The organism is Pseudomonas sp. Os17 (assembly GCF_001547895.1).
Taxonomy (GTDB): Bacteria; Pseudomonadota; Gammaproteobacteria; order Pseudomonadales; family Pseudomonadaceae; genus Aquipseudomonas.
The window spans coordinates 4,123,043-4,137,729 of the sequence record NZ_AP014627.1; the positions used below are offsets into that span (position 1 = coordinate 4,123,043).

Below are 14,687 nucleotides of genomic sequence, written 5' to 3' on the forward strand. Positions count from 1 at the left end.
AAATGCCGTCAGAGCACGGCATGCAGAATGTTTCCGGCACAACGGCCATGAAAGAAATTGACCCCGACTTCCAGGGTGTCGCCACGGCGGTCGGCATAACCCAGCCCGGTACCGAACAGCCCGGGCAGCGCCTGACCGCCGACCATCAGTTCGTGGGTTCGCGGGTGTTTGCACAGATTGCCGTCACGCTGGTCGAGGGTCAGGCTGACGCCCGCCGCATTCAGCAGCCCGGGCACCCTCGGGCGGTAGCCGGTGGCATTGATCAGCAGCGCGCCGCGGCTGAGCCAGGGGCGTGGATCGGCGCTGCCGATATGCAGTTCGACGCAGGCCCGGGTCCCTGCCTCGATCTGCAGCAGGGTGTCGCGGGCGGCGCCGCGCAAGCCACAGAAACGGTTGACCTCGCCGCTTTCCTCGTCGATCAGGTCCTGGGCCTGCAAGGGTGGCGCGACCCCGGCCGAGGCCGCCCACAGTGCCGGACGCTGGCGGCACAGCACCTGGATCGCCCCCGTCGGCAGGCGTCCGGCAAAACGTTCCAGCAGGTAGCCGACCACGGAGAAGGCGCTGTGGCTGCCCCCCAGCACCAGCAGTTGCCGGCCCTGCTCCAGGGCCTGCAGCAGCAGCGGGTCGGCCTGGCCCCGCAACACCCGGTCGCAGCTGAGGCTTGCCGTTGGCGCCGCGCCCTCCTGCGGCTGCAGGTCGCGCACCCGGGCGCCACAGGCCAGCACCAGGTAACGGCTGTGGCTGCTGCCCCAGTCGCCCTGGACGCTGAAACCGCTGGCAGCGCTGCGAACACTGGCCACCGGGTGGGCAAAATGGATCGCCGCGTTGGGCTGGTCCCGGCACAGATCGAGGATCACCTGGGCCAGCTGGCGCAGGAACGCCGAGACTTCGACCAGCGACACCACCTGCTCCGGGTTCTGCAGCCAGCGCTGCACCCGGGGCTGGCGCAGACACTGGGCGAACACCCCATCGCTGCGGATGCCCCGGAGAAAGTCCGCGATCGGCGAGTTGGCCTCAATGGCGTAGGCCAGGCACGCCCACTGACTGAAGGACGCACTGCGCTCATGCACCTGCACCCCGCCGTCGAGCAATGCCTGCAAGCGTCCATTGCGGTCCGCGGCAATGAACAGGCCCAGGGCGGCGGGCCCGAAGCCGACGATCTGTAGCAGCGTTTCCATGGCGTTACCCCTTATAGCGACTGCATGGGATCGCCCCGGTGGTGACCGGCGCGATCAGAATGAATAGGAAAGTTCCAGGGCCAGGTGGGAGTCGCTGGCCAGCGCATCCCACACCGCATCGCTGCTGGAGCTGTTGACCAGCACGGCGGAAACCCCGGCCCGCAGGGCATCGCTGAGCCCCAGGTCGAGGGAGGCGCTGAGCATGTTGTTGCCCAGGTCCGAGGCCTGCGCGGTGTAGCCCAGGAACAGCGAAGACAGGTGCGCATCGTTGAGTTCCAGGCGCGCGCCGAGCAGGAACTTGCGGTCGAAGATGCTCACCGGGGCCAGGCGCTGATCCTGGTCGCGGTGGTACTCGCCGATCAGGCTCAGGTCGGCGTCACGCCAGGCCCGGGTGATGGCGTACTCCAGGCCGACGGACAGCTTGCGCGAGTTGTAGGCACTGTCCGAAACCCGCTGGTCCAGGGCTTCGAGCTTGTACAGCCACTGCTCGCGGACCCAGATGGCGTCCAGCCCCCACTGCGTGACCTCGGTGTACTGGGCCACCAGGCTGTCGCCCGCGGTGCGAAACGCCGGCGCGCGGTTGGTGCCCTTGAAGTAGCTCAGGCCGATGTCCAGATCGGACACCGAAACGAAATAGCGCGCCGCCACATCCAGTCCATCCCGGTCGGCGCCATGGATATACTCGGCCTCCGACTGCACCCGGTAAGCGGCAAAGCGTGCCGGTTCGCGGTAGAACTGCACCGGTTCGAAGCCGTCCAGCAGGTACAGGCTCAGGTGCCCGGGGCCCAGGCTGCTGCCCAGCTTGAGGGCCTTCTGCGAGAGCTTTTCCTCCGGTTGCAGGCCGTCGAGGTTGTCGTAGGTGTTGATCACGTCCACCAACTGACGGGTTTCCATGACGCCCCAGTGTTCCTTGATCCGGCCAACCTTGAGCTCCCGGCTGTCCTGCTCCAGCAGCACGAAGAGCTCATCCCAGTAGAAGTCCGGGCGCGGATCCCTCTTGGCGCTGGCGAGGTAGCGCGGGTTGACCACCAGCCGCAGGCGCAGGTTGTCCCAGCTCTGCAGGTACTGATAGTCCAGGCCCAGTTGCGCGGTGCCGGGCAGGCTGTCGTCGTCGACCCCGTCGGCGGGCGACGAGGTGAAGAAATAGCGCTTGAGGGCGATCTTCGCCGACAGTTCCTGCTCCGCCGCCTGGGTTTGGGGCAGGGTCTGGACCTGTGCCCGGGCCTGCGCGACAGCGCCGCACAGCCCCAGCACCAGGGCCGCCAGCCCGGGACGGCGGGTGATCATTGGGTCAGGTTTCCGAGCCGGGCCGGTTCGAAGGCGTCCTCGCCGATGCCGGTGCGAAACTGCACGTCGGAGCTGACCAGAATGGTCTGGCGTCCAGTGATGTGGTTGACCATGGTCATGTTCAGGGCGCGCCAGTAGCGCCCCAGGAACAGCTGGTAGCCATCCAGGGTCAAGGTCTTGAACTTGCTGCCCTTGCGGTCGTAGTACTCGGTCTTCATCTGCCGGTAGTCGGCCTTGTTGTACCAGACCCAGATCGACGAATAGCCCGAGTACGGGTACAGCGGCACCTGCTTGACCACCGCGCACTCGGCATCGCCGCAGGGCTCGTCGCGCAGCCACTGGTAGTCGTAGTTGCCGACCTCCATCGAACCGATGTCCTCGTAGGAGAATTCGCTGCCGGAGAACGAGCCGGAACGGTCGGCCGCCGCCACCCGCTTGACCCGTTTCAGGGCCGGCAGGTACAGCCAGACCTGATCACCTTCCTTGATCTTGGAGTGGATCAGCACCCGGGAATTCTTGATGTTCTCCGGGGCCTCGAAGGTCAGCAGCACCTTGTCCCCCACCGCCGTGCTGGCGGTTTCGAAACTGTTCATGCGCATGAAGCGATCGGTGCGGGCGCCCTCCTTCTCCACCAGGGTCAGGCGGATCCGCGCGCTGGTGTCCTGGTAGCCCAGGTCGCTGTCACGCCAGCGATGGGCGTATTGCTGCCCCAGTTCCTGTTCCGGGCTGGCCAGGGTCGGTGCCTGGTGCAATAGGGCGCATAGTGACAGGCAGGCGCCGAATGCGGCTTTGTGATTCATGGTCGAGTCCTTGTCTGAATGAGGGTCGGGTCAGGCTTCGCGGGCCGCCAGCCGGGTGGCGGCACGGCCCCACAGAAAGCGGTCGAAGGTCAGCAGCACCAGGGGCAGGCACAGGGCGTCGAAGATCAGTCCGAGGAAGATCGCGATCACCGCCAGCAGGCCGAAATCGGCGTTCATGGAAAACGGCGAGAGGGTCATCACCATGAAGCCCGAGGCGAGGATCACCGAGTTGGCGAACACCGACGGCAGCACATGCTGGTAGGTCAGGCGCAGGGCTTCCCGGGGCGAGTGGCCCTGCTCCAGGCGCAGCCCCTTGTAGTGGCTCATGATGTGGATCGTGGCCTCGACGATCAGGCCGTAGACCACCACGCAGACGTTGATCGCCGCGGTGTTGATCTCGCCGCGCCACAGGCCCCAGAGGCCGAACATGATGAAGAACGGAAAGACGTTGGGCAGCACGCTGATCAGCCCCAGGCCGGCATTGCGCAGGAAGAACGCCACCATCAGGGTGATGGTCAGCAACTCGAACAGCAGGCCGTTGACCATGTACTCGATGCTGATGTGGGTCAGGTTGGCGAACACCACCGCCTCCCCCGTGCCCAGGCCCGGGATCAGCGCGCTGCGCCGGGCATTGGCCTGCCACCAGTCGTCGGCCCGCTGCTTGATGTCGCGGATCTGCTGGGTGTCGAGCCGGGTCAGGGTCACCACCAGGCGCGTCGCCGACTTGTCGATGTTGATCTGGCTGCCCAGGTCCAGGCCAAAGGGCAACGACATCTCGTAGACCAGCAGCATCTGCGCCGCCAGCGCCGGGTCCACCGGCAAGCGGTAGTCCTCGGGCCGGCCGCCATTCATGGTCTGGTTGAGCTTCTTAAGGGCATCGCCGAGGGTGGTCACCGAATCGACCTCCGGCTGGACCCTGAGCCATTGGGCGAAGCGATCGAGTTCCTGCAGAAAGGCCGGGTCGGAGATATCGCCCTTGCTGGAGGTGGCGACGTACTCCAGGCGATAGATGCCGGACAGGTTGTCCATGGCGAACTCGGTGGCATTGCGCACCGGGATGCTGGTGTCGAAGTTCTCGACGATCCGGTCGTTGATCAGGTTGTGGCGGGCCGGTTCGATCGCCAGCACGAACAGCACCAAGAACCCCAGCAGGCAGAGTTTCGGGTAGCGCAGCAACGGCTCCATGTACGCCGAGTAGCGGCGGCTGGCCGCGCCTTCCAGCGGCTTGAGGCGCAGCAGCGGAATCAGCACCGCGGCCACCGAGAGGGTCACCAGCAGCGCCATCACCGCGCCGATGGCGGCCAGCACGCCGAACTCCTTGTAGGGCGGCGACGCGGCGAACACCAGGCTGTAGAAGCCCACGGCATTGGTCGCGGTGCCGATGGCGATGGGCTTGATGGTGTCCTTGATTGCCGCACAGGCCAGGTCCACCCGGCGCTCGCCGTACTGGCCGCTCATCTGCCGCGCCGCCGACAGCACATGCATGATCTCCGCCACCGAGGTGGCCAGCACGATGGTCGGCAGCAGCCCGGTCAGAGCCGTCGCCTCGAACCCCAACCAGCCGCTGGCGCCCAGGGTCGCGGCAGTGGCCAGGCTGATGGCGATCAACACCACCAGCAGCGCGCCAAGGCTGCGCAGCATCAGCACGCTGGCCAGGAGAATGATCAGGTACATCAGCGGAGTCAGCACCGCCATGTCCTGTTGCGCGGCTTGCGGGTAGGCCGCCTCCACGGCGGCCAGCCCGGTCAGGTGCACTTCCAGGCCGGGGTTGTTGCGCGCGAAGTCATCCAGCAGGCGCTGGCCTTCGGCGGTGGCGGCGAGCGCCGCGTCCAGGGTCTGGGGCGGAAACTGCAGGGTCACCAGCACGCCCACGGTCTGGCCATCGCTGGACACCAGGCGCTTGACCAGCTCGATGTCGTTGCGTCCCAGGCGCTCCATCAGCTGGATATGCGCCGGCGTCAGGTCCGCCGGTTCGCGCACCAGGGCCTCGACGTGCACCGTGTCGTCCTCGGCGAACACATGCTGGAAGTTGGTCACCGAGTCGACCCGATAGGCGTGGGGAATGTGCCAGGCTCGCTGGGTCAGCTCATGCAGCTGTTCCAGGTAGGCACGGTTGAACATCGTGCCCTTGGGGTTCTTGATCACGAACAGCAAGGTGTCGGACTTGCCGAACTGACGATGCAGCGCATCCAGTTGCTCGACGGTCTTTTCGCCCTCGGGAAAGAACGCCCGGTAGTCGGCGGCGAACCGAATCGAGGTCATCCCCCAGGACAGCACCGCCACCAGAATCAGCGTCAGGGCGAACAACCAGAAGCGGTAACGCTTGAGCCAGCGTTCGAAGGTTGAAGTGGCCATCAACGGCGCCCTCCCGGACCGGGACCGATCAGCTCAAGCAACTGGGCGACGCCCTCCTCGACGCTGCGTCCGGCCGTATCGATCTGGCACTCGCAAGCCGGTGGCGGCTCATAGGCGCTGTCGATCCCGGTGAATTGCGCCAACTGGCCGCTGCGAGCCCGGGCATACAGGCCCTTGGGGTCGCGGGACTCGCACAGCGCCAGGGCGGTGGCCACGTGCACTTCAAGGAAATGCCCGCCAGGAAACAGCGCCCGCGCCCGCTGGCGATCTTCGATAAAGGGCGAAATGGCGCTGACCAGCACGATGTAGCCACTGTCGTAGAACAGCCGGGCGACCTCCCCCAAACGACGAATGTTCTCCTTGCGGTCGGCGGCGGCGAACTTCAGGTCGCTGTTCAAGCCACTGCGCAGATCGTCACCATCGAGCACCCTGACCCGCGCCCCCAGCGCCCCCAGGCGAGCCTCCAGGGCCCTGGCCAGGGTCGACTTGCCGGCACCGGACAGGCCGGTGAACCAGACGCACAGCGGCCCGTGGGCCAGCGCCGCTGCGCCACCGCGGGCCAAGCCGCCGGTGTTGCCCTTGCTCATGTCATCGATATTCACTGTCACGTCTCTCATAGGCACATCCAATGGGTTCACTCATAGACCGAGCGAATGATTCGGCAGGGATTACCCGCCGCCAGCACACCGGGGGGAATCGAACGGGTGACCACGCTGCCGGCGCCGATCACGCTGTTGTCACCCACCTCCACGCCCCCCAGCAGCACGGCCCCGGCACCGACCCAGACGTCGTTGCCCAGGACGATGGGCGCCGCGCGCTGCACGCATTTGCGCCGGCCATCGACCAGCACCGTGCGCGCCTCGGGCTGCAGCGGGTGGCGGGTGGTCATCAGCTGCACGTTGGGCGAGAGGTAGACCCGATCGCCAAGGACGATCCGGTTACCGTCGACAAAGGTGCAGTTCATGTTGATGAACACCTCGTCGCCGATTTCGATATGCACGCCGTAATCGCAATGGAAGTTGGCTTCCACCCAACTGTCGCGCCCCACTCGCTTGAGCAGTCGGGCCAGCAAGGCTTGTTGTTGCTTGATATCCAGCGGCGAACAATTGTTGTAAAGCCGTTGTAACTCCTGGGCACGCATGCGCATCCGTGCCAACTCCATGTCAGGGGTGCAGAACCATTCGCCGGCCAACATGAGTTCGCGGGCCGAAGGCTGTTTCCGGTTTGCATCAATTGCAATTTTCGGAACTTCCATGAGCAACTCCGAAGTTCAATAAGTTCAGGCCTGCGGCAACTTTTCATAAACGGATATATGTTTGAACGAGCCCTCGACGAAGGGCGTCTTGTCCCAGCTCGACCAGCGCTCCAGCAGACGCATGCCGGCCAGTTCGGCCATCAGGTCCAGCTCGGCCGGCCAGGCGTAGCGCAGCTCCACCGGAATCACCCGCATGCCCTGCGCCTGGAGGCGGATAAAGCGGCAGCTGACCCGCTGGGCCACCGGGTCCAGGCGCGAGGCTTCCAGCAGCACCTCGTTGCGCTCCAGGCCGCCGACGTACACCGGCTGGTCCTTGGCGTAGCGCGACAGGTCCGGGTAGAAGGTTTCGATCACCAGCCGTCCGCGCGTCTTGAGCAAGCCGCTGGTGGCCTTGAAACAACTGACCTGGGCGGCCTGGGACGGCAGCAGGAACAACGAGCTGAAGGTGCAGAAGGCCAGGCTGAAGGGCCCGCCGCGGACTCCTTCGAGGGTGGCGAAGTCGGCCTGGGTCAGCGGCAGCTCGGCGCCGCCGGGCTTGGCCCGCAGTTTCTCCAGCATCGACGGCGAAGCATCGACGCCATGCACCTGGACCCCGCGCTCGCGCATCGGCAAGGCGAAGCGTCCGGTGCCGATGCCCAGTTCCAGGACCGGTTCACGGGTGCCGGCCATGGCCACCAGCACTTCGATGGCATTGGCCGGAGCCTCGCCATACAGATCGTCATAGATATCGGCCAGGGTTTCGCCGTAGGTGCTGGCATCGCTCATGTGCTGTTCCACTCTGTGTTTTTTAAGGGCAATGAGGTCCCGTGCGGGGGATAGAATCCCCCGCAGGAAACAACCGTTAGTTATGTGTTCAGTTCAAGGAACTAGTGTTTGAGTGCTTGCCTTACATAATCGGCAAGTTGCTTGTCTTGAACATCCGCTAGTGTCAGCAGCTTTATATGTCGACGAAACTTTCCCGAGCCTTCCAGAACCCCATGCGGGTCGTCGAACAGATAGCCCTGGCCAAACTCCACCGACACGTGTCCGGTATAGGCATAGACCCCGCAGAAAGGCGCGACACGGGAAAACAGGATCCCCCCGTACTTCACCGATTCGGCGACCGTGCCGCAGCACTCCTCCACCACCTGGCGTACCCGTTGCACCACCTGCAGCAGGTGGCCGTGGGTACTGCCGATGTCCTCGAGCAAGGCCAGGACGGCATCCTCGGTTTTACGCATGCTTGGGCACTCCCTGCCGGTGTCTTGGGTCGGGCCGACCAATCACTGGCCCACCGGGGTGCACAGTTCCACCAGGGTCCCGGCCGGGCAGCGGACATAGGAAACCACCTGCCCCCAGGGCTTTTTCTGCACCGCCGCGTGTTCCGTGGCGCCGGCGGCCAGGGCCTTGGCATGGGCCTTGGGCACGTCGTCGGTGACCAGGGCGATCTCGATACCCAGGGGTTGCTGCTGGGGGCTGCAGAACTGGTAGCCGCCTTCGCAGTTGGAATGGGCCAGTTCGCGACTGGCGAATGCCAGGGTGGTGGCGCCACTGTCGAGCTCACCGTAATCACCGGATTCGTCGAGAAAGCGCCGGGAGAAGCCGAAAGCGTCTTCGAAGAAACGGATCGAGGCTTCGACATCGGGGACATAAACAATCGTGTATCCAAACTTCACAGTGTCACTCCTTAATTGCTCTGTTTATGCGACTCGTGGTGCCGAAGGGCACCCGCGAGCCGGTGTGGATTTTCCCGGTAAGGCTGCACTTGCGCCAGCACTGAATGCCCCTGCCGCCCGGGTTTCATCGGGCCGCCGCCTGCATCAGGCACTGCACCACCTGTTCCAGGGCGGCCCCGGACAGCAGGCTGTAGTGATCCGCGGTCAGGGTCAGGCAACGCTCGCCCACGGCTTGCTCGGCCAGGGGCCGCAGGCCGCTGGAGCGGTGTTCGACACTGGCCCGCAGGTGCCAGCTCGGGCAGTTCACCGGCCGGTAGCGATAGTCCAGCAGGGCCGCGTAGTGCCGACAGAACAGGGCAAAGCGTTCCTGGGAGGCGCTTTCGGCAATGGCCGGCAGCGCCTGGCCCTGGGCCTGGATCTGTGCGGACTGCTCCAGGTCGCGCTGGAACAGTTGCTGCAACAGGCTGGGCGGCAACTCCGGAGCCGGTTCCAGCGGCGCGCCCGCGTCGAGGGTCACCAGGGCCGGCCGCACCTGCCCGTCGGCACTCAGCAGACGGGCCATTTCCACCGCCAGCACGCCGCCGAACGACCAGCCGGCCACCACCACCGGGCGCCCGGCCAGCAGGCGCTCCTGCAACTGCCCGAGGTATTCCCGGGCCTGGGCCTGGAGGTTGTCGAAGCGCTGGCCGGCGTCGGCGCACAGGCCGATCACCTCGAAGCTCTCGCGCATGAGGCGAATCAGTGGCCAGTAGCACGACAGCGCGCCGCCCACCGGGTGCACCAGCACCAGCAGCGGCCGGTGGTCATCGGCGCTGGCGCAGAAGTCCACCCGATTGCGCGGCCGCGACCCGCATCCCTGCAGGTAGCCGAGCAAGGCATTGACCGAGGGATAGGCGTAGATGTCCGCCAGACTCAGGTCCAGCCCCAGCTCGCTGTTCAGCGCCAGCAGGATGTGCACCGCGTGCAGTGACGAAGCCCCCTGGTCGAACCAAGACGCGTCGGGCTCGCGCAACGCCGGCAGGACCCGCTGCACGCAGCCCAGCAGCAGGTCCCGGCGTGCCGAGAACTGCGCATTCGCGGCCGGTGCCTGTGGCCCGCAGAGCCCCGGCAGCAAGGCCAGCAGCGCCCCGCGGTCGACTTTGCCATTGGCCGTCAGCGGCAGTTGCGCCAGGGCGAACAGGCGCACCGGCACCATGTAGGGGTTGAGGTACTGGGCGGCGAAGTCCAGCACCGACTCGCCACTGGGCAGCGGCTCCCGGGCCACGAAGAAGCCGTACAGGGTGCCGCTGCCGTCGACGCAGGTGGCCGCCTGTTGCACCCCGGGGGCCCGGGCCAGCACCGCCTCGATTTCCGCCAGCTCCACGCGCATGCCATTGAGCTTGACTTGCAGGTCCTGGCGGCCGAGGAACTCGATCTCCCCGTCCATGCGCAGGCGGCCCATGTCGCCGGTGCGGTAGACCCGCTGCTGCAACCCGGGCTCGATGAAGAACGCCTGATCGGTACGCTGGCGATCGTGAATGTAGCCGGCGGCCAGGCCTTCGCCGGCGATGTACAGCATGCCCTTGACCGAGGGCGGACAACGGCGGCCCAGGTCGTCGAGTATGTAGAAACGCTGATTGCTCAAGGGCCGTCCGTAGGGAATGCTCGGCCATTGCCGGTCCACCTCCTGCACCTCGAAGCAATTGGACCAGATGGCCGCTTCGGTGGCCCCGCCCAGGGCCGCGAAGCGCGAGCCCGGGGCCAGTTCCCGCAAACGCTCGGGCAGGCCCAGGGCGATCCAGTCGCCGCTGGCCATCCACAGCCGTACGCTGGCGAGGGCGTCCGGCCGGTCCACGGCCCGGGCGTAGCCCAGGGCCATTTCCATGATCGCCGGGACCGAGTTCCAGACACTTGCCCGGTGGCGCTGCGCCGCATCGAGCCAGGCTTGCGGATCAGCGCTGCGCTGGGCATTGGCCGCGAGGATCAGCGCGCAGCCGCACAGGGCCGGCATGAACAGGTCGAACACAGACAGATCGAAGCTGAACTCACTGACCCCGAGCAAGCGGTCCCCGGGCTCGATGGCAAAGCGTTCGCGGCAGTCCTGCAAGGTGTTGAGCGCCGCGCGATGGCTGATCGCCACGCCCTTGGGCGTACCGGTGGTGCCCGAGGTGAACATGATATAGGCCAGGGCCGTGTCCACCGCCGGGTAGGCCGGCCTGATCGCCGGGCCCCGGGCCTCGGACGACTGCAGCCAGTGCCGGTAGTTGAGCGACCAGTTCACCGGCGAAGCGATGATCGCCGCGATGTCGCCGTCGTCGTCGCCCAGGACCGTGGTGGCCGCGGCCTGATTGATGATCGAATGCACCCGGCGCGGCGGCGAAGCCTTGCTCACCGGAACATAGGTGGCACCGGCCATCAGCACTGCATAGATCGCCACCACGTTGCCCACGTCACGACTGCCGCGCACCACCACATGGTCGCTGGGCCCTACCCCGTTCTCGTTCAGGTGGCTGGCCAGGCGACTGGCCAGACACAGCAACTGGGCAAAGCTCAGGCTGGCATCGTCGCTCAACACCGCCGGGGCGTCCGGGCGCTGCGCCGCCTGATGCAGCAGCCCCTGATACAGCGCCTGCCCGGACAGGGGCCGCTGCAGGTGGTTGAAACGATCGACCTGTTCCAGCAAGGCCTGCGGCAACGGCAGCTCGCTCAAGTCCCAGCTCTGCGGCTGCAGGGCCAGGCGCTCCAGGGCGCCATGAAAATGCTCGAAGGCCTGGGCAATCAGCCCTGTTTCGAACAGCCCCTCGCGCTCGTCCCAGGACAGGCACAGGCCGTCGGCGCTGGCGAAGGCCTGGGCGTCGATCCAGATCTGCGGCGTCATCATCGCGTGGTCGGTCTGCTGCAGGGGCGCGGCCGGCAGGTCCATCTCCAGCAACGAGGAAAACACATAGGGCATCGGCGGCTCGGCGCTGCTGGCCCGCTGGTCGTGCTCGCGGATCCACTGGCGAACCACCGACACGCCGTCGTAGGCGCCATGCTGCAGCGCCGCGTACAGATCCTGCTGGACCTGCCGGGCACAGGCGGCGAACGCCAGCGGCTGGGGCGGCAGATCCAGCAACAGGGTGTCGGCCTGGTTGCCGATGGTCGAGGCCAGCGCCGGTTCGAGCTGCGCCCGGGTGTTGTACATGACGCTGCAGGTCACCGAGGCCTTGCCCGACCAGCGTGCCAGGGTCTGCAGGAACAGGGTCAGCAAGGTCGCGTTGAGCGACACCTGATGGCGTCTTGCCGCGGCCTCCAGGGCCTGCTGCAGCGCCGGGGCCAGGACCCGCCGGTGCTCGATGAAACGCGGCGCCGCCGAAGCTCCGGGGCTGCGCCGGGCCAGGGGCAGATCGGGGCCGGCGGCCAGCTGGGGAATCTTGCGCTGCCAGTAGTGGCGGGCCTTGAACCGCGCCAGGCGGCGGCTGCGGCTCAGGGCCGCGAGCGTCCCCGGGGCATAGCCGGGGAGCGCGCCGTCGGCCTCCTGCGTCACCAGCGCCAGCAGATCGTTGATGAAGATCTGCACCGCCGACGCATCGAACAGCGCCAGTCGGTAGACCACGTGCAGGCAGCGCTCCTGGTGGTCCTCCACCAGCACCAGGCGCAGCAGCGGCTGTTCCGCGGCCAGAGGCGCAATGGGCATGGAGCTGTCCGCCAGGGAGGCGCAACGCCGCGCCCGCTCGCCGGCCACGGCGAGCTGCTGCTCGACGCCGGGCAACCCGGTGGCCAGGGGCTTGAAGCGCGGTGAATGGGCGTCCAGGGTGTAGCCCAGGACCGGGTGCCGGACCAGCATCCGCGCCAGGGCGCTCTGCAGCTGTGCCGCCGTCGGTACGGCACCGGCATACACCAGGTGCAGGTAGGCGGCGCTGCCCTGACTGAAGGCCGAGTGCTCCCCCAGCCAGTAGGCCTGGCGCAGGCCGGCCAAGGGTGCCGCCAGCGGGTCGGGCGGCGCCAGGTAATCCAGCAGACGGTGCTTTTCGTGGCCCACGCTGTGGCGGATGTCCTCGGGCAGCCCAGCCTCGTCGCAGCGATAGCGCAGGCGCCCGGCCTCTTCGTAGAGATGGACGCCACGCTGCTCCCAATGCTCGATCAGTGTCGCCACCGCCTGACTCATAGTTCGCCCTCCAGCATCGGCGCTTGCGGCTCGCTGTCCGCCGAGCGCAGCAGCGCGGTGACGAACTCGCCGAGGCTGGCGGTGCCGACAATCAGGGTCAGGTCAATACCGTCTTGGCCCCACAGCTGCGGGTGGCGTTGTTCCAGCAGCGCACACAGTTGCAGGGCCTGCAGCGAGCTACCACCGCAGGCAAAGAAATTGGCCGCACCGCTCAACTGATGCGGCGCCAGTTTCAGCAACTGGGCACAAAGCCCCAGCACGTCGTCCAGCAGTCGGGCCTGCAACGGCCCCGTCGAGGATGCACTAGTCATGGACGGCTCCCAGCAGCGCCCGGGCCGCCAGTACATAGGCGTCGCTGCCCAGGCCGGCGATGAAGCCGTGGCACAGGGGCGCCAGCACGGAGCTGTGGCGAAAGGCTTCGCGGGCGAACAGGTTGGATATGTGCACTTCCATCCAGCGGCCCGGGTAATCCTGCAGCGCATCGCGCAGGGCCCAGCCGGACATCATCAGGGCCCCCGGGTTGATGATCAGGGCTTCGGCCTGGTGCTGGCTTTCGATGAAGTCGATCAGCTCGCCTTCGTGATTGCTCTGCCGGGCCAGCACCGTCCAGCCGCGGGCGGCGGCCACCGCGCTGACCTCGCGGGTGATATCGGCCAGGCTCTTGGCGCCGTAGACCTGCGGCTCACGCTGTCCCAGGCGGCCCAGGTTGGGGCCATTAAGCAGGAGTAACGTCGGCATGGCAGGCCACCTCCAGCAAGGCCAGAATCTGGCGTGGATCAGTCAATTGATAGGTGCAGGGGTAGCGCCGGATGTCCTCGGCGGGATGGTCCCAGAGCGCCAGCGCGGTCTGCATGCCCGCCGCCTCGCCGCATTGCAGGTCGGCCAGGGCGTCGCCGATGAACAGGCAGCCGGCAGCCGGCACCTGCAAGTGCTCGACGATGATCCGGGCCATGTCCGGCGCCGGCTTGGGGTTGGCCACATCGTCGCTGCCGACTATCCGCGCGAAGTACTCCAGCAGGCCCAGGTGATCGAGAATCGCCACCGTGCGCGAGTGATCCTTGCCGGTGGCAATGGCCATGGGAATGCCCCGGGCCCGCAGCCCCGCCAGCAGCGGACGAACGCCATCGAACACGCGGATCTGCTGCATGCGCGCATTGCTTTCACGCATGAACACCGGATGCATCTGGGGCGGCAGCCCCATGATCTTCATGATCTGCACGAAGCTGCGACCCAGGTGCTTGCAGTATTCGCTGAAGGGTGGCGGCTCGACATCCGCCCCCAGCACCTGGGCATGGGCCGCGTGATAGGCCTCGCGGATCACCTGCTTGCTGTCGATGAGTGTGCCGTCGAGGTCAAAAATGACCGCCTTGATCGCAGATTCAGACATGAGCCGCAGCCTCCATCGCCGCTTGATGATCCAGGCCACGGTCCACCGTGGCCACCATGGGGGCCAGCGCCAGGGACTGCGGCGCCAGGAAGGCCGCGACCCGGGCGAACTCGCCGTGCGGGTCCTGCAGCATCCGTTGATAGTCCAGCTCCAGCAGTTGCATGTTGGGCCGCTGACGGACCCAGGCCAGGGCCTGCGCCACGTGCTCGCGATACAACCGGGCCAGGTCCTGCGCCTCGCGCGCACCCCAGGCCTGACCGCTGTGGTGCTCGGCCATGTCCCGCTGCGAGCGGATCACCGCGTCGATCTCACGGTGCATGAACAGCACCCGATAGCCATGGGTCGCCGGCAGGTGCTGGAGAAAGCGCGACACCAGCTTGACCGCCCGCCCGCGGGCCTGATCCATCCAGCCCAGATAGCCGTCCCGGGACTTGACCGCCTCCCACTCGAAGTAGCCATGGGGATTGCGCGCGTCGCCCTGGCGCAGGTGGTCGGTCAGCGGCGCCAGGCCACCGCAGGCCAGAGCGCGCATCATCATCGAGGTGCCGGAACGCGGCAGCCCCGACACCACGGTCACCCAGCCGCCATCGGCAGCGACACAGTCCGGCACGTTCATGCACTCATATTGCTTAAGCATCCCTGCT

The 14,687-nt window shown here is 66.6% G+C and carries 14 protein-coding genes; all 14 read right to left on the bottom strand.

Annotated features, from left to right (window positions below; translation table 11 throughout):
* Nucleotides 1-8: 8 nt before the first annotated feature.
* Complete coding sequence (locus tag POS17_RS18140) at nt 9-1,178, bottom strand: hypothetical protein (RefSeq protein WP_060839853.1); 1,170 nt, start codon at nt 1,176-1,178, stop codon at nt 9-11.
* A gap of 54 nt (nt 1,179-1,232) precedes the next feature.
* Complete coding sequence (locus POS17_RS18145) at nt 1,233-2,465, bottom strand: hypothetical protein (protein ID WP_060839854.1); 1,233 nt, start codon at nt 2,463-2,465, stop codon at nt 1,233-1,235.
* Nucleotides 2,462-3,265, bottom strand: a complete 804-nt coding sequence (locus tag POS17_RS18150) for an outer membrane lipoprotein-sorting protein (RefSeq protein ID WP_060839855.1) — start codon at nt 3,263-3,265, stop codon at nt 2,462-2,464. The genes POS17_RS18145 and POS17_RS18150 overlap by 4 nt, the downstream gene beginning before the upstream one ends.
* Nucleotides 3,266-3,295: 30 nt before the next feature.
* The gene (locus POS17_RS18155; protein ID WP_060839856.1) at nt 3,296-5,620 is read right to left on the bottom strand and encodes an efflux RND transporter permease subunit; all 2,325 of its coding nucleotides are present in this window, start codon (nt 5,618-5,620) and stop codon (nt 3,296-3,298) included.
* Nucleotides 5,620-6,237, bottom strand: coding sequence for an adenylyl-sulfate kinase (gene cysC / locus POS17_RS18160; RefSeq protein WP_060839857.1), 618 nt, complete (start codon nt 6,235-6,237; stop codon nt 5,620-5,622). The genes POS17_RS18155 and cysC overlap by 1 nt, the downstream gene beginning before the upstream one ends.
* Before the next feature lie 17 nt (nt 6,238-6,254).
* Entirely contained in the window at nt 6,255-6,875 is a 621-nt protein-coding gene (locus tag POS17_RS18165; RefSeq protein WP_082729900.1) for a sugar O-acetyltransferase, read from the bottom strand.
* A 24-nt stretch (nt 6,876-6,899) separates the two neighbouring features.
* Nucleotides 6,900-7,640 carry a class I SAM-dependent DNA methyltransferase gene (locus POS17_RS18170; RefSeq protein WP_060839858.1) on the bottom strand — a complete coding sequence of 247 codons (741 nt, stop codon included), beginning with the start codon at nt 7,638-7,640 and terminating at the stop codon, nt 6,900-6,902.
* A 101-nt stretch (nt 7,641-7,741) separates the two neighbouring features.
* Nucleotides 7,742-8,095 carry a DUF1801 domain-containing protein gene (locus tag POS17_RS18175; protein ID WP_060839859.1) on the bottom strand — a complete coding sequence of 118 codons (354 nt, stop codon included), beginning with the start codon at nt 8,093-8,095 and terminating at the stop codon, nt 7,742-7,744.
* Nucleotides 8,096-8,137: 42 nt separating this feature from the next.
* On the bottom strand, nt 8,138-8,530 hold the full coding sequence (locus POS17_RS18180) for a VOC family protein (RefSeq protein WP_060839860.1): 393 nt from the start codon (nt 8,528-8,530) through the stop codon (nt 8,138-8,140).
* Nucleotides 8,531-8,654: 124 nt separating this feature from the next.
* Nucleotides 8,655-12,656 carry a non-ribosomal peptide synthetase gene (locus POS17_RS18185; protein WP_060839861.1) on the bottom strand — a complete coding sequence of 1,334 codons (4,002 nt, stop codon included), beginning with the start codon at nt 12,654-12,656 and terminating at the stop codon, nt 8,655-8,657.
* Entirely contained in the window at nt 12,653-12,967 is a 315-nt protein-coding gene (locus tag POS17_RS18190; protein ID WP_159426428.1) for a phosphopantetheine-binding protein, read from the bottom strand. The genes POS17_RS18185 and POS17_RS18190 overlap by 4 nt, the downstream gene beginning before the upstream one ends.
* Nucleotides 12,960-13,394 (bottom strand): type II 3-dehydroquinate dehydratase, encoded by a 435-nt coding sequence (locus POS17_RS18195; protein ID WP_060839863.1) that lies wholly within the window; start codon nt 13,392-13,394, stop codon nt 12,960-12,962. The genes POS17_RS18190 and POS17_RS18195 overlap by 8 nt, the downstream gene beginning before the upstream one ends.
* A complete protein-coding gene (locus tag POS17_RS18200) occupies nt 13,372-14,043 on the bottom strand; it encodes an HAD-IA family hydrolase (protein WP_060839864.1) in 672 nt (223 codons plus the stop codon). The genes POS17_RS18195 and POS17_RS18200 overlap by 23 nt, the downstream gene beginning before the upstream one ends.
* On the bottom strand, nt 14,036-14,680 hold the full coding sequence (locus POS17_RS18205; RefSeq protein WP_148654981.1) for a sulfotransferase: 645 nt from the start codon (nt 14,678-14,680) through the stop codon (nt 14,036-14,038). The genes POS17_RS18200 and POS17_RS18205 overlap by 8 nt, the downstream gene beginning before the upstream one ends.
* Nucleotides 14,681-14,687: the final 7 nt, after the last annotated feature.